The following is a 19723-nucleotide window of genomic DNA, read 5'->3' as shown; positions in this document are numbered from 1 at the left end:
AGGGCAGCCCCGATGGCAGGCGACAACATCCCGATGACCAAAGCCGGCGCCGACGCCATCAAGCGCGAGATCAAGCGCCTCAAGGCCGTCGAGCGCCCTCGCATCGTCCAGGAGATCGCCGTCGCGCGAGATCACGGCGACCTGAGCGAGAACGCCGAGTACCACGCCGCCAAGGAAAGGCAGTCGCACGTCGAAGGGCGGATCCAGATGCTGGAGGACCGGCTGGCGCGCGCGGAGATCATCGACGTCTCGCGCCTCTCCGGCGATCGGGTCGTGTTCGGGGCCACGGTGAAGCTCGAGGGAGCCGAGTCCGGGCAGAGCGCGCAGTACACCATCGTGGGAGAGACGGAAGCCGATCTGAAGAAGGGCCGCATCAGCATCACGAGCCCCATCGCCCGCGGCCTGATCGGGCGCGAGGTGGGCGACACGGTGACCATCCGGACTCCGGGGGGCGAGCGGGAGTATGAGGTCCTCGAAGTGCTGTTCGCCGAGTACGCGGTCGACGAAGAGGAGTGACCGTGAGCCAGGGCGACCCCGCGCTCTCGCTTGCGCTGTCGCCGCTCCTTCAGCCGTTGCGCTTCGCCACCCGCGCCGGGGTTTCCCGGTTGAACGGGCTCGAGGACCTGGTGGCGCGGGTCGTGGAACAGGCGCGCGCCTACGCGACCGCCGCTTCGGCCGGCCCCCTCGACCGGCTCGCGGCCAGCGTCCGCGGATTCGATGCCGCGGGGGAGGAGGAGCGGCGGAAGGCGATCGCCGCCCTGGTGCGGGAGCTGGGCGCGCTGCTGCCCGTCCCGCTCGAGATCGCGGCCCTGGCGCAGGGGATGTCAGGGGCGGGTGGCAGGCTCGCGCCCATGTCCAAAGAAGCTGCCGCGGCGCCGAAGACCCCCGCGGATCCGCTCTCCACCCCCGTCATCCAGCTCCGCGGCGTGGGCCCCGCCATCGCGGAAAAGCTCGAGGCCAAGGGCCTGCGGACCACGGGAGACCTGCTCCTCAACCTGCCGCGCCGCTACGAGGATCGGCGGACTCCGCGCACGGTTGCGCAGGCGCCCGTCGGCGAGCGGTCGGTGATCGCCGGGAAGATTGTCAAGGCGCAGGAGGCGAGCGGCCGCCGGCGGCGGCTGGAAGTGCTGATCCGCGACCAGGCAGGTGGAACGTTGGTCTGCATCTGGTTCCATTACCGGCCCAGCTTCCTGCAGCGCTTTCCGCTCCAGGCGCAGGCGATGGTCTCCGGTGAGGTGCGGCAGGGATATCGCGGTGGCGGCAAGGTGATGCACCACCCGGACGTCGAGCTCCTCGGTCCGTCCGGTGAGCCGTCGGGCCCCCGTGACGACGATTCCTTCGGGCGCGTGGTTCCGGTCTACAGCGACGTCGAAGGCATCCCGCCCCGGACGTTCCGGCGCATCGAGAAGCGGGCCGTCGACGAGTACGTCCGCTTCGTCGAGGACCTGCTCCCGGAACCGGTGCGCAAGCGCCGGCGGCTGCTCACGCTGCCGGAAGCGTTGCGCGAGGCCCACTTTCCCGAGAAATTTGCCGAAGAGCTGGCCCGCGGCGTTCCCGGGGGCCAGCCGCGTCGGAGGCTGGCGTTCGAGGAGCTGTTCCTCGTCCAGTTGGGGCTGGCGCTCCGGCGGCGCGGCGTGAAGGTCGAGCCGGGAATCTCGTTCCGGGCGCTTCCAGAGGCCGTCGACCGCATCGTGTCCGCGCTGCCCTGGCCGCTGACCGGCGCCCAGCAGCGCGCGGTCATTGCCCTTGCCGACGACATGCGCAAGCCGGAGCCGATGAACCGGCTGCTCCAGGGGGACGTGGGCAGCGGCAAGACGGCGGTCGCCCTCTGCGCGGCGCGCATCGCCGTCGAGGACGGGTATCAGGCCGCTCTGATGGCCCCGACCGAGATCCTCGCCGAGCAGCACGCGCGGTCGCTGCGGATGCTCCTGCGAGGCGCCCAGGTCCACGTCGAGCTGGTGAGCGGCAGCCTGTCGCAGAGGGAGCGTGACCATGCCGCGCGGCTGCTTCGCTCGGGGACGGCGCAGATCGTCGTGGGCACGCACGCGCTCGCGGAAGAGGCCACTGCCTTTCACAGGCTGGGCCTCGCGATCATCGACGAGCAGCACCGCTTCGGGGTCATGACCCGCGCGCAGCTCATGTCGAAGGGCCATCGGCCCGATGTGCTGGTGATGACGGCTACCCCCATTCCGCGAACGCTGGCCCTGACCGTGTACGGCGATCTCGACACCAGCGTTCTCGACGAGCTTCCGCCCGGGCGCACCCCCATCGCGACCAAGGTGTACCGCGACGCCGTGCGCGAGAAGGCGTACGACGTGATCCGGCGGGAGCTGCGCGCAGGCAGGCAGGCTTATGTCGTCCTGCCGCTCGTCGAAGACAGCGAGAAGCTCGTCGACGTCAAGTCGGCGATCAAGGAGCGCGATCACCTCGCGCTGGACGTCTTCCCCGACGTCACCATCGGTCTTGTCCACGGGCGCCAGAGCGCGGCCGAGCGCAATGAGGAGATGGAGCGGTTCCGGCATGGCGAGACGCGCATCCTGGTGGCCACCACCGTGATCGAGGTCGGCGTCGATGTGCCCAACGCCACTGTGATGCTGGTCGAGCACGCGGAGCGGTTCGGCCTCTCGCAGTTGCACCAGCTCCGCGGCCGGGTTGGACGGGGAGCCGCGAAGTCGTATTGCCTGCTGCTCACGGGCACTTCGGGAGCGGAGTGGGGTCCGGAGGCCCGGAGACGGCTGCAGGTGATGGAAGAGACGACGGATGGCTTCCGCATCGCGGAAGAGGACCTCGAGCTGCGTGGCCAGGGCGACATCCTCGGGACACGGCAGAGCGGCATGCCCGACTTTGCCGTCGCCGAGCTGGCGCGCGATCAGGTCATCGTGCAGGAGGCGCGGGAGGAGGCGTTCGCGCTGGTCGAGGAGGATCCCGAGCTGCGCAGCCCCGAGAACGCGGCGGTGCGAGACCTGATGCACCGCTGGCGCGGGCGGCTCTCGCTCGCGCGCGTCGGCTGACTACGTCTCGATCACCCAGTCGAACATCAACTTGAAGTCTTCGTAGCAGGTCTCGCAGATCCAGCGGCGGTCCTGGGTCACGTAGCCCTCGCGCGCGGTGCCCGGGAGCTCGCGTGTGCGGAAGGGGACCCAGCAGAACTCGCAGTGGTCGTGCTCGGAGCCGGGACGCGGCGGCCGATATGCCGCGTACCGGAGCAGCTCCTCGCGCAGCCAATCCTGACCCTGAAGCCGCCAATCGTCCTGGGTGATCATCTGGCGCTCCTTCATCCTCGCACCGCGATCCCTTCCTTGACCGTCCCCGCACCAGCGCCGGTCACTCCTGCGGTGGGCAGGCCGGCGCGATCGCCACGTTGCATCACCGCGCGCTGGTGCACCGGATGGGCGCGGGCCTGGCCGGCGAGGATGGCGAGCGTGCGTCTCATGACCCTTGCAACGCCGGGAGTCGGGGATTTCTGCCCGGGGACGTTCGCTTTGCGGGCAGGCGCCATGTCCGTGCTAGCCTGCGTGGGCAGATGGCGAAGATCGGCGAGGTGCTCATCCGCGAGGGCCACCTCACCCCAGAAGGGCTCGAGGAAGCGCTGGATTGGCAGGTGCTCTATGGCGGCCGCCTGGGGACCAATCTCCTCGAGCTGAGGCTGGTGGAAGAAGTACAGCTCGCACGCGCGCTGGGCAAGCAACTCGGCGCCGAAGTGGCGTGGGGCGAGCTGCAGGTCGATCCGTCGCTCGTCAGCTCGATCCCGAAGCACGTCGCCGACCGGCATGAAATCGTCCCCTGGAAGGTGGAAAAGCGTCGGCTGAAGCTGCTCTGCTGCGAGATCAAGGTGAGCGAGCTCGACCAGCTCTCCTACAAGACGGGTCGCACGTGCGTGCCCGTGATCGCCCCCGAGTTTCGCGTCTTCCAGCTCCTGCGCATGCACTACCAGGCGATCCGGCAGATGCGCGCGCTCGACTTCGGCGTCGTGCCCGAGGAAGGCCGCCGGCTGAAGCGGAAGGCGAAGGAAGTGGAGAAGCTGGCGGACACGACGCCGGAGCTGATCGACGAGGGCGCCTTCAACGAGATCTACAACCGGATGGTGCAGCCGGCGGGTACGCCGCCGCAGCCTGCGCCGCCGATCACGGCGCCCGCGGCGAGGGAGCCCGCCGCCTCCTGGTACTCGCATCGTGGACAGTCCTCGAGGGCGCCGGTGCTCCCGCACATCCAGCCTCCGGAGCCGCAACCGGAGGAGGAGAAGCTGGAGTCGCTGCCGGAGGATGCCATCCTCGCGGAGCTTCCTGCGGACGCGATCGTCACCGAGCCCATGCAGCTCGCTGCCGCCGCCGTCGAACCAGAGGAGGCGCCGCTGCCGTCAGTAGCCTGGGACGACGTCCCGGAACCGCCGCCGCCGCCGGCACGTGAGGAAAGCCCGCTCGACTTCAAGCAGGCGCTCCAGGCTCTCGCGGGGGTGTCGGACCGGGATTCGATCGCGCATATCGTCCTGCGCGCCTCGCGGAGCAAGGCCGCCCGGGCGCTGCTCCTTCAGGTGCAAGGCGGCGTCGCGCTGGGATGGGATGGTCTCGGCGAAGGCACGGAGAACGCGCACCAGGTGGCGATGCCGCTCGCCGCGGAGTCGGCCTTCTCGCTGGTGGTGAAGACGCGCAGCCACTACATGGGTCCGCTGCAGAAGACGCCCGCGAACATCCGCTTCCTCGCCACGCTCGGCAAGAAGGTCCCGCTCAGCGCGCTGATCTTCCCCATCCTCCACCGGGGCCGCGTGTCGCACATGCTGTATCTCGACAACGGTCACAAGAAGCAGGCGCCAACCGACATGGGCGAGATGCTCATTCTCACCCAACGGATCGGCCAGACCGTGGAAGCGCTGGTCGAGCGGAAGCGCAAGGCGACCCGCTGACCGAGATCTGGCTGCCTCCGGATCTCTTTGGGATACTCGCACGCCTGACCGGGAGGGTTGCCGTGCTCCGCCGATTCGCTCTCGTTGCCGTGCTCGCCGCGGCCCCGACGCTCGCCCAGACCAAAGGGGAAATCGACTGGAACCGCCGCGTGCTCCTCGGACACGGCCAGGGCGCCCCCGACCTGAACGCGCCCTCTGTTGCAGTGGCGCGGCTCGGTGCGGAGCGGGCGGCGAAGCTCGACGCCTATCGCAATGCGCTCGAGTCGCTGAAGGGCTTGGAAGTGCAATCCGGCGGGACTGTCGCGGGCATGCTCCAGAATGACGCGACGCTGATGACCCGGGTAGACGGGACGCTCAAGGGGGTCAAGCCGATCAAGACGCACTACTACTCCGACGGTGGAGTCTCTCTCGACATCGAAGTGCCGCTCGACGAGCTGCCGCCGGAGCTGGCAGGCGCCATCCGCGTCCCGGCTGGAGTGGCGCCGCTGGCGGCGTCGGGAGGCACGGTCCCGGCTGCGCAGGTGCAGGGAGATGCGATCGTACAGGTGGCGCAAGGCGAAGCGGCCGTCCTCGACGGCGATCGTCCGGCGGCGCGCCAGAAAGCGACCGACGACGCCCTCCGCCGCGCGGTGGAAATGGCGGCGGGCACGCGCGTCTCTTCCACGACGGAGACGAAGGATTTCCAGATCCGGATGGATCGGGTCCTCACGCATGCGCAGGGGTTCGTGCGTCGTTACGAGATCGTCAAGGAATCCATGGATGGCGCCGTCGTCCAGGTCGCCGTCCGTGCCTTCATCGGCACCGCGGAGCTGGACAAGGACCTCGAGGCGATGGGCCTGTTGATGGCCCGCAAGGGCATGCCGCGCACCATGGTGCTGATCGCCGAACAGAACATCGGCATGGTGGCGCCGCGGGCGGTGTGGATGCGCGGCGAGCGCGCGCTCGTCTCCACCGATCTCCGCATCGCGGAGACGACGGTCCTCGACGCGCTGAAGAACGGCGGCTTCGCACAGCTCATCGATCCCGAGATCGCGGCGGAGAAGACCGTCCAGGTGGGCGGCATTGCGACGGAGATCACCGCCGCGCAGGCGCGCAAGCTGAAGTCGCTCACCGGCGCCGAGGTGATCCTGTTCGGACAGGCGGTGGCGATCGCGCGCGGAGAGGTGGCCGACCTCGGCCCCGGCTGGCGATCCTGCTCGGCGACGATCTCCGGACGCGCCGTGAACACCGACAACGGGGATATCCTTTCCACTGCGGAAACCACGCAGAATGCCGCCCAGCTCGATGATCTCTCCTGTGGGAAGGAGGCCATCAAGAAGGCGTCGCGCGCGTTCGCGCAGGACATGACGAAGAAGATCGCCGCCCGCTTCGTCAAGGACGTGTCGTCCGGGAACGACCTGCACGTGACCGTGCGCAAGGTGCCCTCGTTCCGGACCGCATCGGACTTCCGCGCGGCGCTTTCGCAGCGCGTCCGCGGCGTGCGCAACGTCTCGCAGCGAAGCTTCGCAGCCGGGACGCAGGAGCTCGACGTCACGATGCTGGGCACGGCCGAGGAATTCGCGCAGGAGGTGGAGACGAAGAAGCTGGGCAAGTTCTCCGTGCGCGTGCTCGGCCTGACGGCGAATACCGTGGATCTCGAGCTCGGACCGTGAAGGCCGGCGGATGAGCCTTGCGGCCGTCGCAAGCCTCATCGGCGTGCTCGCGGCGGGGGCGGCGCCGAAGACTGCGCAGGTCTCCGCGCTCGAAGGCAGGGCGCAGAGATCGCGCGGAAGCGGTCCCCGGGGCGAGCTCCGCCTGGGGATGGCAGTTGGGCAGGGCGACACCATCGAGACGCAAGAGAAGGCGCGCCTGGAGATCCGTTTCAGCGACAATTCCGTGCTGAGGCTCGGCGGCAAAGCGAAGCTCCAGCTCGCGGAAGCGCACTTCGCCGTTGGTGCGGCGCGGCGCAGGCTGACCGCGAGGTTGTTCTTTGGCAAGCTCTGGGCGAAGGTCACCTCCGTGCTCCAGGGAGAACAGAAGTTCGAGGTCGAGACGGAGAACGCCGTAGCGGGTGTGCGCGGGACCACCTTCCGGGTCGATGCCAACGACGACAAGAGCGTGCTGGTGCGCGTCTACGACGGCTCCGTCGCGGTGGGAAAGGGCGCGGCGCAAGCGGGATCTCCCGGAGGTGAACGCCGCGAAGTGGCGGGGCCGCAGGAGGTGACGCGCGAGCAATGGGAGAAGCTGGTGGGCAAGCAAATGCAGATCTTCATCGCCGCCGACGGGACCCCGGGCGAGCCAGAGGAGTTCCCGGCTGACGTGGACAAGGACGACGCCTTCGCGCGCTGGAACCAGCAGCGCGACGCCGCGACGAAGTGAACGTCCCCAATTTCCTCACCGGCCTGCGCATCGTCGCCGTCCCCGTGTTCGTCGTGCTGTTCGTCTACGGCCGGCTCGGCGCCGCGCTGGCGGTGTTCATCGGCGCCATGGTCACCGACTGGCTCGACGGGATCGCCGCCCGGCTGCTCAAGCAGTTCACCGCCCTGGGCGCGATCCTCGACCCCATTGCCGACAAGCTCCTCGGTCTCTCCGCGCTCGTCCTTCTCTGCTGGTCGCAGCGGCTGCCCCGGTGGCTGCTCGGGCTGCTCGTCTTCCGCGAGCTCTGCATCCTGAGCGCGATCGGCATCCTGACCCGGAGCGGACGGACCTATGCGATCCGGCCGACGCGCTTCGGCAAGTACGGGACCGCGTTCCTCGCCGCCGCCAGCATCTTCGCGCTGGTCCAGGGGGCGCGCGAAGTCGATCCGGGCCCGCTGCTGATCGCCCTGGCGATGATCGCCGCGCAGTGCATGGTGATCTCCTGGGCCCAGTACCTGGCGATCTTCATCGACCTGATGCGGCGTCCGCCGCAGCCGGCGTAGCTTGCGAACTGCTTGACCCGTCCGAGCGCCGCTGCTACACGCCACAGCCCGGCTCGCGTCCTTAGTTCAGCGGTAGAACACCACCTTGACACGGTGGGGGTCGCTGGTTCGATTCCAGCAGGACGCACCAGCACCAGATGAAGGGCCCGGCTGCGGTCGGGCCTTTCGCGTTATAGAGGGGCGCATGCCCGACGTAGTCCAGATCACGCTGCCCGACGGCTCTAGCAAGCAGGTGCCCGCAGGCACCACCGTCTTCGAGTTCGTGAAGACGCAGATCGGCGCGGGCCTGGCCAAAGCGGCGCTGTTCGCGAAGCTCGACGACCAGGAGCTCGATCTCTCCCGTCCGCTGGACCGCGGCGGCAAGCTGACGGTGATCACCAGCAAGCAGAAGGAGGGGCTCGACCTCATCCGTCACGACGCGGCGCACGTGGTGGCGAGCGTCGTCCAGCGGCTCTTCCCCGGCACGCAGGTGACCATCGGCCCGCACACGGAAGAGGGCTTCTATTACGACTTCTTCCGCAAGGAGCCGTTCACGCCGGAGGATCTGGAGAAGATCGAGAAGGCGGCCAACGAGGAGATCCGCAAGGACCTTCCCTTCGTGCGCAAGGAAGTCTCGCGCGAAGAAGCCCTGCAGCTCTTCGACAGGCTCGGCGAGACGTTCAAGAAGGAGATCGTCGAGGACATCTTCAGCAAGGGCGCGAAGACGCTGACCCTCTATTCGCACGGCGACTGGGTGGACTTCTGCCTCGGGCCCCACGCACCGTCGACGGGGAAGATCGGCGTGATCAAGCTGCTCAACGTCGCCGGCGCATACTGGCGCGGAGATCATCGCAACCCGCAGCTCCAGCGGATCTACGGGACGGCGTTCTTCGACAAGAAGGATCTCGACGCCTGGCTGAAACAGCAGGAAGAGGCGCGCAAGCGCGACCATCGCAAGCTGGGGCGCGAGCTGGATCTCTTCGCTTTCCATCCGGCGGCCCCGGGCGCGGTCTTCTGGACCCACCGCGGGACGCTGCTCTTCCAGGCGCTGAGCGACGCGATGCGCGGCCTGTGCCTGCGCAACGGCTACCAGGAGATCAAGACGCCGCTGATGTTCAACAAGACGCTCTGGGAGCGCAGTGGCCATTGGGGCAAGTACCGGGAGAACATGTTCCTCGTGCTCGACCCGGAGTCGAAGGAAGAGAACATCGACGAGCGGGCGAGCTTTTCGCTCAAGCCGATGAACTGCCCTTCGCACTACCTGTTCTACCAGATGAAGAAGCACAGCTATCGCGAGCTGCCGATCCGCTACCACACGCAGGACGTGCTGCACCGGAACGAAGCGACGGGCGTGCTCTCGGGACTGACGCGCGTGCGCCAGTTCCAGCAGGACGACGCGCACGTGATCCTGACGGAGTCGCAAATCGTCGACGAGGTGAAGCGGCTCACCGAGCTGATCAAGAAGGTCTACGACGCGCTCGGGCTGCCGTTCCGCGCCAAGTTCGGGACCCGTCCGCCGCAGCGGATCGGAGCGGATGACTTGTGGGACCGCGCCGAGGCGAGCTTGCGCGCGGCCGTCCAGCAGACGGGCATCGATTGGGTGGAGAATCCGGGCGATGGCGCGTTCTATGGCCCCAAGCTCGACTTCCACGTCAAGGACAGCATCGGCCGCGAGTGGCAGCTCGGGACCATCCAGCTCGACTACAACGCTCCCGACCGCTTCGAGCTCGGCTACGTGGGCGACGACAACAAGGAGCATCGGCCGGTGGTGATCCACCGCGCCATCTACGGTAGCTTCGAGCGGTTCATCGGCATCCTCATCGAGCATTTCGCCGGGAACTTCCCGGTCTGGCTGGCGCCGATGCAGGCGCGGATCATCACCGTGGCCGACCGCCACATGGACTGGGCGCGCGCGGTCTACGCACAGCTCCAGCTGCGGGGGCTGCGGGTCGAGCTGGACGAGTCGTCCGAGAAGCTCGGCGCGAAGATCCGCGACGCCCAGCTCATGAAGGTGCCGTACACGCTGGTGATCGGCGACAAGGAAGTGGAGGGAAAGGGCGTCTCGCCACGCAAGCACGGCGAAGGCAAGGACGCCGACCTCGGCTTTCAACCGCTGGACGCGTTCGCTGCGAAGTTGTCAGCGGAAGCCGCGGCTCCGTATTAACGGATCCTCCCGCAATCATTGAATAAAGAGCTCCGTATTTGTGCGCGTTCTTCGCGTATGCCACCATCCGCGCGCTGTTGAGGGGGAGTTCCAGCAGACCACGTCGCGTCGGGCCCGGCCGCAGCAGAGTCCGGAGGAGGGAAGTCCGATGGCTCGGGGCGTTGCCAACCACTTGTCGACTCGAAGTCTGTTCCTGACCGCCTGCGTACTTGCAGCGGGCGTTCCGATGCGTGCGATGGCACTGGGTCGTTGCGGACCAGCGCCGTACGTTCCGGAGTGCAACAAGGCGATCTGCTCGTCCGATACCGGCGGCTGGGATCTGTTGCCGCTGGCCTATGGGACATCGTGCAACGGTGGCGCCGGAATCTGCGACGGCGACGGTTCATGCATGATCGCGTATGGCAAGATCACCGGCTATATCGACGGGGCTCCGTCACGCGCCGGGCAGCCACGGATCGTGGGTTGGGCATGCGCAAAGTACGTCGCGCGATCGATCGACGTTCACGTCTACGCAGGAGGACCGGCCGGGTCCGGCACGTTCGTCACCGCGGCTACCGCGAGCGTCGCGAGCGAACCAGCCGTCGCGCAGGCTTGTTACGTCAGCGGTGGTGCATACCGGTTCGACATTCCCATCACGCCGTCGATGGTCAGCCAGTTCAAGTCGGCGCCGATCTACGTGCACGGGATCTCGCCGGTTGGAACCACAAATGACCTGCTGTCCAATTCGGGCGCCTTCAAGTTTCCCGATGGCGCCGTCGTCGGCAACATCGACGGGATCTTTCCCACCGCATCCGACGCGCAGCACATCCCCGGTTGGGCATGCGCCCACGGAGTGGCCGGTTCGATCAACGTTCACCTCTATGCGGGCGGACCCGCGGGTTCCGGCACCTTCGTGACGGCGGCCACCGCCAATCTCGCGAGCGAGCCCGACGTCGCCTCAGCCTGCAAGCTCGACGGAGCGACGGCCCTCCGCTTCGACATTCCGATTAGCGCGGCGCTCAACTACCAGCTCAGAAACAAGAAGATCTACGTGCACGGCATTTCGCCGATCGGGGGCTCGAACGACCTGATCGGAAACTCGGGCGTTTTCGTCTTTCCGTGCCCGACGTCGCCACCGAAGCTCAATCTCAGCTATGTGAATCCAGGGATCATGTTCAACACGCCGGGCATCACCTATTGCCCGTATAAATTCGACGACGCAGTCACCACTGCGCTGCAAAACTTCAGCATCCCGCCGACGGACGACCACTTCCACTACGTGTACTCGAACTTCCCGTACTACCTGGGCACCGCCGCTGGAATCGTTTCCGGAGGCGGCTGGACCGATGAGGCTGGCTGCGTGCGCGACGGTCTGTCGTGTACCGTCCCCCAGGGAACCTCGCTGCAGCCTGGCTCGGCGTCGAACGTATGCGCCTATACAAGAGTCGCGCACGACGACTGGACGCCGCACCATCGTGACCGCGACTTCAACGTGCATATCATCCCGCTTCGACCGGACGGTTACATCGACGGATCCCTCCTCGGATGGGCCAACAAGATGGCTCCCGAGGACGGGTCGATTCCGGTTTTGGGGATCGAGGCTGAGTGGATGTACCTGTATCCCCGTCAGGGACCCGCGACATATTGGACCTCGAGCCTGACTGGCCCGATCATGTTGCGCACGCGCGAACCGAGCGACTTCTTCGTCGTCGACCGGAGCACCGGTGAGCCCAAGCCTCTTCCACCAACGGTCGTGAACAATGATGGGTGGCGGGCCGATTTTCCCACGCGCGGGGACCAGGCCGCGGTCCGCGGGGTACCCGTCTTTGACTGCGGACATACCGCTGTGGCCTATGGCTTTGATTACGGCTACAGGACGGAACTGCACCCTGCGGTGGCGATGACATGGTTGCACCAGCAGGATGTGCCAAAGACCAGTACTGTCCACATCAAGGCCATGTCGCACGCGCCTTATCCCTTTGCCACGCACACTGCTTTCGACGGACTCCAGGCGACGTTCAAGGTTCCTGACTACGAACCTGCTCTTCCCCTGTGCGTCGGCGCCGTCCATCCAGACTACAACCTGACGCGGCAGGACTCCGCGAACGGGTGGGCCGGCGATTCGAACTTTGCAGCCTATATTGCGAACCAACAACCGTATGGTTACTTCGTTGGCAGCGCCGACCGCGATCTTCCCAGCGATTGGACGGTGTCCTTGTCACACGCCGGCGGCGGCACGCTGTCTTTGTCCGTCCGTCGGAATTTCGCGGACGACTCCGCGATCCCCGGAGTCGCGCCGGACTGGCCGCTCTTGATGGGAGCTCATGCCGCCGTATGTCAGCCGGCGCGGAACTCGTCGGGCGCGAAGATCAACTCTTGTCCGGATGATTGCAGCGCCTGCATTCCGAGGACGTGCGCGGCGGTGGGTGCCGTATGCGGCTCGATCGACGACGGATGCGGCGGCTACATCTGGTGCGGCCAGTGCGCCGTCGATGGGTCGACCTGCAATGTCTCGAACCGCTGTGACCCTCCGCCGCCCCCTCCTCCTCCGCCGCCACCGAAGTGCGCTGATGGCCTGGTCGATTGCTGTTCCGACGGACTCTTCTGCAGGACGAGCTGCACGAATTTCCAGTGCCCCTAATGCCGGAGTCACTCGACGCAGGTCGCACGTCCATAGCCGCGGCACCCTATTGAACGGCGAAGCGTCGTTCAGCGGCACTCGAGGGACGAACAGGCACGTCGTCGGGCACGCCGCCGTGCAACAGGACGACGACCGGATGGCGCCGGGACCGCGGAGGCGTGTAGGCGTCCAGACGCAGACCGCTGCCGGGATCGTAAACGAGATCGCGCTGGACTCGGACTTTGTCCATTCCGGGGACGCGAAGAGCAACCGGTCGGCTCACGCGCGCCGCCATGTCTTCTGGCGGGGCGGCGAGAAGGGCGAGGAGGAGACAAAGCATGGCTCCTTCTACAGCAGTGTAGCGGCGCACATCCGGTGGCACGCACGCGCGTCCGCTGCCCTTGACACGAGGCTTACACTCGCTACCATGCGCGGGCTGCTGCGGGATTTTCACTACACGAGCGTAGGTTCAAGCCGGCGGTGCCCCTTGAATCGCCCGGGGTCCCGCCGGAATCATTTTCAGAGCAAGGCCTCAAACCAGGGAGTCTGCCATCCGCGACGCACGTACGAACCGCCGAATCCGCGCACGTGAGCTTCGAGTCATCGGTCCAGAGGGAGAGCAGTTGGGGGTGATACCCCTCGAAGTCGCCCTCGCCAAAGCAGCAGAGTATGGCCTCGACCTGGTCGAGGTCTCGCCGATGGCCAAGCCGCCGGTCTGCAAGATCATGGACTACGGCAAGTTCAAGTACGAAGCGAAGAAGAAGGCCAACGAGGCCAAGAAGAAGCAGACGGTCGTCAAGCTCAAGGAAGTGAAGTTCCGGCCCAAGACCGAAGAGCACGACTACAACTTCAAGACCAAGGCCATCCGCGAGTTCCTCGAGGAGGGCAACAAGGCCCGCTGCACGGTGATGTTCCGCGGGCGCGAGATCACGCACCGCGAGATTGGGCAGGCGATCCTCAGCCGCATCGGGCAGGACCTGAAGGACATCGCGGTGGTGGAACAGGCGCCGCGCCTCGAAGGCCGCCTGCTCTTCATGATCCTCGCCCCCAATCCGCGCTGGCTGCAGTCGCAGCGGGCCAAGGCGCCAGCCGCCCAGGCTGCGCACCCTCCGCGCCCGCCGCAGCCGCGGCCGGCACCGTCCGCCAGCCAGGCGAGCGGAGGGTCGGCGGCTTCTGTCGCTCCTCCCGCCCCGGCCCAGCACGCCGAGGCGCCGAAGGCTTGACGGTCAGGGACGGCGCGTGTACAAGCGCCGTCTTTCGCAGCGACCGGAAGGATCCGCAAGATGCCGAAGTTGAAGACGAAGCGGAGCGCCGTGAAGCGCTTCCGCATGACCGGTTCGGGCAAGATCAAGGCTGGCAAGGCCGGCCGGCGCCACAACCTGTCGCTGGGAAAGAACCGCAAGCGCAAGAACCGGTTGGGCAACGCGCTCATCCTGCAGCGCCGGGATGAACGACACCTCAAGAAAGCGTTGCCCTACGGCCTGCCGAAGTAAGCAAGGCCCCACACTCGCCGCATGGACCAGCGCCCGCGGCGGGCCTCCGGGAAGTCCCCGGTGGTGGACGAGGAGAGAAGGACATGCGCGTCAAGCGTGGATTCAAGGCTCGTCGCCGGAGAAATCGCGTCCTGAAGCTCGCGAAGGGCTTCCGCGGCCGGCGTCACGGCACCTACAAACGCGCGATCGAGGCCGTCGAGCGCGCGATGATGCAGTCGGCCCGGGGCCGCCGCGTGCGCCGCCGCGACTTCCGCTCGCTCTGGATCGCGCGGATCAACGCGGCGGCGCGGCTGAACGGCGTCTCGTACTCGCGCTTCATCGCTGGCCTGAAGAAGGCGAACATCGTCCTGGACCGCAAGGTTCTGGCGGACATCGCCGTAGCCGATCCACAGGCGTTTGCCGCGATCGCCAAGCGCGCCGCGGCGTAGGCACTCGAGGCAGTTCCCAACGAGGCCGCGTCGGGCGAATCCCGGCGCGGCTTTCGTCGTTTCCGAAGGAGCATGAGGTGATCGACCGGATCGACGCATTGCTCGCCGAGGCGCGGCAGGAGCTGTCCGCGGCGCAGAGCGAACAACAGGTCGAGGCTGCGCGGGTGAAGTACCTCGGCAAGAGCGGCTCGCTCTCGGGACTGCGCAAGTCGCTCGGCGCCATTGCGGCAGCGGATCGGCCACGGGTGGGCAAGCTCGTCACCGACGCCATCGCGACCTTCGAGTCGCTGCTCGAGGACGCACGGCGGAACGTCGGCCGCCGCGAGCTGGACAAGGATCTCAATCGCGAGAAGCTGGACGTCACGCTGCCCGGACGGACGCGGCGCCGCGGACACCGCCATCCGGTGAGCCAGGCGATGGACGACATCGTGGAGATCTTCGCCCGGCTCGGGTTCCACGTCGCCGATGGCCCCGAGATCGAATGGGACCTTTACAACTTCGAGAAGCTCGGGTTTCCGCCCGATCACCCGGCGCGCGACATGCAGGACACATTCTTCATCGACGTGGCGTCGCAACCGCCGCCCCCGCCGGGCTCGCCTCCCACGAAGGGAGCCATGCAGCAGCTCCTGCTGCGCACGCACACCAGCCCCGTCCAGGTGCGCGCGATGCTCGGCCGCCAGCCGCCCGTCCGGATCATCTGCCCCGGCAAGGTGTACCGCTCCGACTCGGATCCGACGCACACGCCGATGTTCCACCAGGTCGAGTGCCTGCACGTCGAGGAAGGCATCTCGATGGCGCACATGCGCGGAACGCTCGACGCTTTCGTCAAGGCGTTCTTCGGGCCGACGATCCAGACGCGACTGCGCCCCAGCTATTTCCCGTTCACCGAGCCGTCCGCCGAGGTCGACATCTCGCACCCGCTTTGCGGCGGAAAAGGGTGCAAGCTGTGCAAGGGAAGCGGCTGGCTCGAGGTCCTCGGCGCCGGCATGGTCAACCCCGACGTGCTGGCGGGCGTCGGGTATGACCCGGAGCAGTTCACGGGCTACGCCTTCGGCGTCGGCATCGATCGGCTGGCCATGCTGCGCCACGACCTCGATGACCTGCGCACGCTGTTCGAGAACGACGTCCGGTTCCTGGAGCAGCTATGAAGATCTCGCTGAGCTGGCTGCGCGAGCTTTGCCCGGTCGCGCTCTCCGACGACGAGATCGCGAGCAAGCTGACGGCCATCGGCCTCGAGGTCGAGGGTCGCGAGAGGCGCGCCCTCGGACCTGGCGTCGTCGCGGCGGTGGTGGTGACGCGGTCACCGATCCCGGGGAGCGATCAGCTGAGCGTGTGCCAGGTGGACGACGGCGCCGGAACGCATCAGGTGGTCTGCGGGGCGCAGAATTATTCCGCCGGCGACGTGGTACCGATGGCGCGTCCCGGTGCGAGGTTGCCGGCCGGGATGGAGGTCCGGCGGGCGAAGGTTCGCGGCGTGGAGAGCGATGGGATGCTCTGCTCGCCGCACGAGCTCGGACTCTCCGACGATCAATCCGGCCTGATGATCCTGCCCCGCGACGTCCGGGTCGGAACGCCCCTCGACGAGCTGCTCGGGGTGCCTGACACGATTCTCGAGATCAACGTCACGCCCAATCGGCCCGACGCGTTGTCGCACCTCGGGATTGCCCGGGAGCTGTCGGCGATCACGGGAGTGGCGGTGCGGGTGCCACCGGCGCAGCCGGCCGGGAAGGGTGAGTTGCCGGCGCGGATCGACATCGAGGACACGCAGCGGTGTCCCCGCTATGTCGCCCGCGTGATCGAGGGCGTGCACATCGGTCCCTCTCCCCTTCATGTTCAGGAGCGGCTGCGCGCCTGTGGGGTCCGACCCATCAGCAACGTGGTGGACGCGACGAATCTGGCGCTGCTCGAGCTCGGGCATCCGCTGCATGGTTTCGACCTGGACAGGCTCGCTGGCCGGCGAATCCTGGTGCGCCGCGCGCGCGAAGGCGAACCGATGACGACTCTCGACGGCAAGGAGCGCAAGCTCAGCGCCGACGACCTCGTCATCGCCGACGGCGAGAAGCCGGTCGCGCTTGCGGGCGTGATGGGCGGTCAGACCAGCGAGGTGGGTGACGGCACGACGAGGATCCTGCTGGAGAGCGCCATGTTCGACCCGGCGGGAATCCGCCGCACCTCGCGCAGGCACGCGCTGCACACCGAGGCGTCGCATCGGTTCGAGCGGGGGATGGACGAGCGAACGGCGGAAGCGGCCGCGAATCGCTGCGCGGAGCTGATCGTGCAGCTCGCCGGCGGTCGGCTGCTGCCCGGTGCGCTCGACGTCTACCCGGCGCCGCGGGAACCGGTGAAGGTCATGGTCCGGCCCGGCCGCGTCTCGGCGGTGCTCGGCGTGACCATCGGCGACGCGGAGGTCGATCGCTGGCTGCGCGCGCTCCAGCTCGTTCCGGTCGGTGACGGCCGTTGGAGTGTGCCCTCCTGGCGGCGCGATCTGACGAGGGAGATCGACTGCATCGAGGAGATCGCGCGCCTGCGCGGCTACGACACCATCCCGGTGAAGCCGCATCCCGCGGGCGTCGGCGAGACCGCGGCGGTTGCGCCCGAGAGGCGCGTCACTGCGCACGCCCGCGCCGCGCTCTCGGCGCACGGTTTCGACGAGGCGCTCAACTACAGCTTCCTGGCGGAGAAAGACCTGGCGGCGGTCTCCGCGCAGCGAGCGATTCGCCTCGCCAACCCGCTCACCACCGAACAAGGCGCGATGCGCACGACGCTTCTGGCCGGGCTCCTGCGGAACGTCGCCTACAACCTCGCGCGCGGCGTCCCGGACGTAAAGCTCTATGAGCTCGGCCGCGTGTACTTGCCGGAGCGGGACGCGCGCCATCCGTCGGGCGAGCTGGCCTGGCCGGTGCACGAGCCGCGCCGGCTTGGTGTGGTCTTGAGCGGAGCCCGCCGCGCGAAGAGCTGGAATGGCGGCGGCGATGCGGCCGACTTCTACGACCTCAAAGGCGTGGTCGAGGATGTGCTGGAGGCGATGGGAATCGCGGATTCGCGCTACCAGCTCGCTGCGCATCGGGCGCTGCATCCGGCGAGCGCGTCGGCTTTGCTCGTCGCAGGGCAAGCCGCGGGACATCTCGGGCAAGTGCATCCGGCAGTCGCCGCGCATTTCGAGGTGCCTGCCGGGACGTATCTCGCCGAGCTGGACTGGGAGGCGCTGCTCGAGCGTTCCCTCGCGCTGAAGCAGCTTCGCGGGGTGCCCAGGTTCCCGGCCGTCGCGCGGGACCTGGCGTTCGTGGTTGACGCCAACGTTCCGGCGGAGAAACTGCTCGGGGAGATCCGTGCCGCGGATGGAGGGAAGCTGCTCGAGCGGGTCACCCTCTTCGACGTGTACCGGGGGGCGCCGGTGCCGGAGGGACGCAAGAGCGTCGCGTTCGGCCTTTCGCTCAGAGCGCCGGATCGCACGCTGACGGACGCCGAAGCGGACGCGCTCTGCACCGCGATCCGCGATCGGCTCAAGGCACGGTTGGGGGCGGAAATCCGCGCTTGAATCTTTCGGAGCGCTGCGCCCATGCGATGGCATCCTCCAGCCGGTCCTGCCCGAAGAAGAGCTCGCCATCGGCGACGAAATCCGGTGCGCCGAAGATGCCGAGCCGCTGCGCCTCGGCGGTGTTGGCGCGAAGCTGCGCTTTGACTTCCGGCGTCTGCGCGAGATCGACGAGTCGGCGTCCATCGGCGCCACTGGAATCGATAATCTCGCGCAGCACTGCGGGATCCGCGATGTCGCGATCGTCGGCGAAGTTGGCGCCGAAGATCGCTCGCGTGAGCGTGGAGATCGCGGTTCCGGCGCAGCAGGCCACGCGAGCGGCCAGCAGGCTGTTGCGCGGGAAGACCGTTGGGCGACGCCAGGGAAGCCGGTGTTTTTCGCAGAGGCGTTCGAGGTCGCGCCACATGTACCGGCCCCGGATCGGCTCCACGTTGAACGGAGAATCCTTGATGCCGAGCAGCTGGGTGAAGATCGGCCCGAGGAGGAACGGCTTGTACTCCAATTCCACACCGGCGCCCGCACACTCGTCCGCGACGCGGAGAGCGGCGACGTAGCTATACGTGGAGGCGAAATCGAACCAGAACTGCATCGGCGCGAACGCTAGCAGAGCGGTCCTGGAGATGCTTCTCAAGGGCTGCGCCGCGCTGCGCTAATGCGTTGCGTCATACGGGTAAGAGAGGGCCTTTTCCTTCGGGGTTTGACCGAGTTGGCGCTGTCCGTGTACTGTCGTGCCATGACCAAGGCTGACGTCATCGACAGCGTTTGCGGCAAAGTCGGATTCTCCAAGAAGGAGTCCGCCGAGATCGTCGAGATGGTTTTCGACACGCTGAAGGACACGCTGGAGCGCGGCGAAAAGATCAAGCTCTCCGGGTTCGGCAACTTCGTCGTGCGCGAGAAGAAGTCGCGCGTCGGCCGCAATCCGCAGACCGGGCAGGAGATCGAAATCTCCGCTCGGCGCGTGCTGACGTTCCGGCCCTCGCAGGTCCTGAAGAACGCGCTCAACAAGTCGGCCTGAAGCGTTGACGCCCGCGGGAGCGGGTGTTACGACGCTGCCCCCGTTGGACCGTGCCGGGGCGTAGCGCAGCCTGGTAGCGCACTTGCTTGGGGTGCAAGTGGTCGCTGGTTCAAATCCAGTCGCCCCGACTCTTGGAGGCCCCTGATCTTTCCGAAGTTTTCGGGACGGTCAGGGGCCTCAGGTTTTGGGGAAAGGGCTGCTGGCAGCAAATTGGCAGCAAAGGTCCCCTGTTTCTTGAGCGGAACAACGGGAGCTGGCGCTCGCTCCGCGAGCGGCCCGAAGTCGAGTTTCGCGACGGCCGCGCGCATGTCTTCGATGCCGTCTAGGTGCGTGTAGATCGCGAGCGTGGTCTCGATGTTCGCGTGCCGCAGGATCTTCTGTGCCACAGAAGGATGAACCTTCGCGCGCGCGAGCAGTGTCGCCGTCGTGTGCCGGAGCGAGTGGAAAACGATGCCCTTCTTGGGCAGCGGCCGGATCCAGAGCGCGCGGTTGTCTTTCGGGCAGCGGCGGTTGCTGTCGTCGTTGGCAAGCTCGACGTGGCCGCAGCCTGGCTTGCGGCAGCGGTGCTCGTAGCCATCGACGATGCCGGCGCGGCCGAGGGAGCGCTGTAGGACGGCCTTGAGATTGGTGTCGGGTGCGCGCTGCGATCCATCCGCGGCAGGGAACACCCACCTGGACGGCGAGAGCCTCAGAGCAGCGTCGAGATAGGG

Annotated in this window: 16 protein-coding genes, 2 tRNA genes and 1 pseudogene; 16 read left to right on the top strand and 3 right to left on the bottom strand. The window is 67.3% G+C overall.

Annotated elements, in window-relative coordinates:
• The first annotated feature begins 12 nt into the window (after positions 1–12).
• Together greA and recG are read left to right on the top strand one after the other, a co-directional pair.
• Positions 13–516 (top strand): transcription elongation factor GreA, encoded by a 504-nt coding sequence (greA, locus tag E6J58_10135; GenBank protein TMB37902.1) that lies wholly within the window; start codon positions 13–15, stop codon positions 514–516.
• Entirely contained in the window at positions 513–3011 is a 2499-nt protein-coding gene (gene recG, locus E6J58_10130; protein ID TMB37901.1) for an ATP-dependent DNA helicase RecG, read from the top strand. Before greA ends, recG begins: the two co-directional genes overlap by 4 nt.
• Here the strand turns inward: recG and E6J58_10125 are convergent, their stop codons facing one another.
• Complete coding sequence (locus tag E6J58_10125) at positions 3012–3263, bottom strand: hypothetical protein (GenBank protein TMB37900.1); 252 nt, start codon at positions 3261–3263, stop codon at positions 3012–3014.
• Between the two features lie 125 nt (positions 3264–3388).
• Here E6J58_10125 and E6J58_10120 point away from each other — a divergent pair, with 125 nt between their 5' ends.
• From E6J58_10120 to E6J58_10065, 12 genes are all read left to right on the top strand, one after another.
• Positions 3389–4900: a hypothetical protein gene (locus tag E6J58_10120; GenBank protein ID TMB37899.1), complete on the top strand. Its 1512-nt coding sequence runs from the start codon at positions 3389–3391 to the stop codon at positions 4898–4900.
• Positions 4901–4962: 62 nt separating this feature from the next.
• Entirely contained in the window at positions 4963–6552 is a 1590-nt protein-coding gene (locus E6J58_10115) for a hypothetical protein (protein TMB37898.1), read from the top strand.
• Positions 6553–6562: 10 nt separating this feature from the next.
• Complete coding sequence (locus tag E6J58_10110) at positions 6563–7258, top strand: FecR domain-containing protein (GenBank protein TMB37897.1); 696 nt, start codon at positions 6563–6565, stop codon at positions 7256–7258.
• Entirely contained in the window at positions 7225–7800 is a 576-nt protein-coding gene (locus tag E6J58_10105; protein TMB37896.1) for a CDP-alcohol phosphatidyltransferase family protein, read from the top strand. The genes E6J58_10110 and E6J58_10105 overlap by 34 nt, the downstream gene beginning before the upstream one ends.
• Before the next feature lie 55 nt (positions 7801–7855).
• Positions 7856–7930, top strand: a tRNA-Val gene (locus E6J58_10100).
• 54 nt (positions 7931–7984) lie between these two features.
• Positions 7985–9943: a threonine--tRNA ligase gene (thrS, locus tag E6J58_10095; GenBank protein ID TMB37895.1), complete on the top strand. Its 1959-nt coding sequence runs from the start codon at positions 7985–7987 to the stop codon at positions 9941–9943.
• Positions 9944–10178: 235 nt separating this feature from the next.
• Positions 10179–12563, top strand: a complete 2385-nt coding sequence (locus tag E6J58_10090; protein ID TMB37894.1) for a hypothetical protein — start codon at positions 10179–10181, stop codon at positions 12561–12563.
• A gap of 530 nt (positions 12564–13093) precedes the next feature.
• Positions 13094–13765, top strand: coding sequence for a translation initiation factor IF-3 (locus tag E6J58_10085; protein ID TMB37893.1), 672 nt, complete (start codon positions 13094–13096; stop codon positions 13763–13765).
• A 60-nt stretch (positions 13766–13825) separates the two neighbouring features.
• Positions 13826–14035, top strand: coding sequence for a 50S ribosomal protein L35 (rpmI, locus tag E6J58_10080; protein TMB37892.1), 210 nt, complete (start codon positions 13826–13828; stop codon positions 14033–14035).
• 83 nt (positions 14036–14118) lie between these two features.
• Positions 14119–14463, top strand: a complete 345-nt coding sequence (gene rplT / locus E6J58_10075; protein ID TMB37891.1) for a 50S ribosomal protein L20 — start codon at positions 14119–14121, stop codon at positions 14461–14463.
• Positions 14464–14540: 77 nt separating this feature from the next.
• A complete protein-coding gene (gene pheS, locus E6J58_10070) occupies positions 14541–15611 on the top strand; it encodes a phenylalanine--tRNA ligase subunit alpha (GenBank protein ID TMB37890.1) in 1071 nt (356 codons plus the stop codon).
• Positions 15608–18001, top strand: coding sequence for a phenylalanine--tRNA ligase subunit beta (locus E6J58_10065; GenBank protein ID TMB37889.1), 2394 nt, complete (start codon positions 15608–15610; stop codon positions 17999–18001). The genes pheS and E6J58_10065 overlap by 4 nt, the downstream gene beginning before the upstream one ends.
• Here E6J58_10065 and E6J58_10060 read toward each other — a convergent pair.
• Complete coding sequence (locus tag E6J58_10060; protein ID TMB37888.1) at positions 17967–18587, bottom strand: 2-hydroxychromene-2-carboxylate isomerase; 621 nt, start codon at positions 18585–18587, stop codon at positions 17967–17969. The genes E6J58_10065 and E6J58_10060 overlap by 35 nt on opposite strands.
• A 144-nt stretch (positions 18588–18731) precedes the next feature.
• On the opposite strand from E6J58_10060, the gene E6J58_10055 reads away from it, so the two are divergent.
• Together E6J58_10055 and E6J58_10050 are read left to right on the top strand one after the other, a co-directional pair.
• Positions 18732–19013, top strand: coding sequence for an integration host factor subunit alpha (locus E6J58_10055; GenBank protein TMB37887.1), 282 nt, complete (start codon positions 18732–18734; stop codon positions 19011–19013).
• Between the two features lie 54 nt (positions 19014–19067).
• Positions 19068–19141 (top strand) — tRNA-Pro (locus E6J58_10050).
• Positions 19142–19333: 192 nt separating this feature from the next.
• Here the strand turns inward: E6J58_10050 and E6J58_10045 are convergent.
• A pseudogene (locus E6J58_10045) lies at positions 19334–19705 on the bottom strand (hypothetical protein).
• Positions 19706–19723: the final 18 nt, after the last annotated feature.

This window comes from Deltaproteobacteria bacterium, from assembly GCA_005879535.1.
In the GTDB taxonomy this organism is placed as follows: Bacteria; Myxococcota; Myxococcia; order Myxococcales; family 40CM-4-68-19; genus 40CM-4-68-19.
Note: the sequence above shows the minus strand (reverse complement) of the source record. Positions and strands in the feature narration are given on the sequence as shown.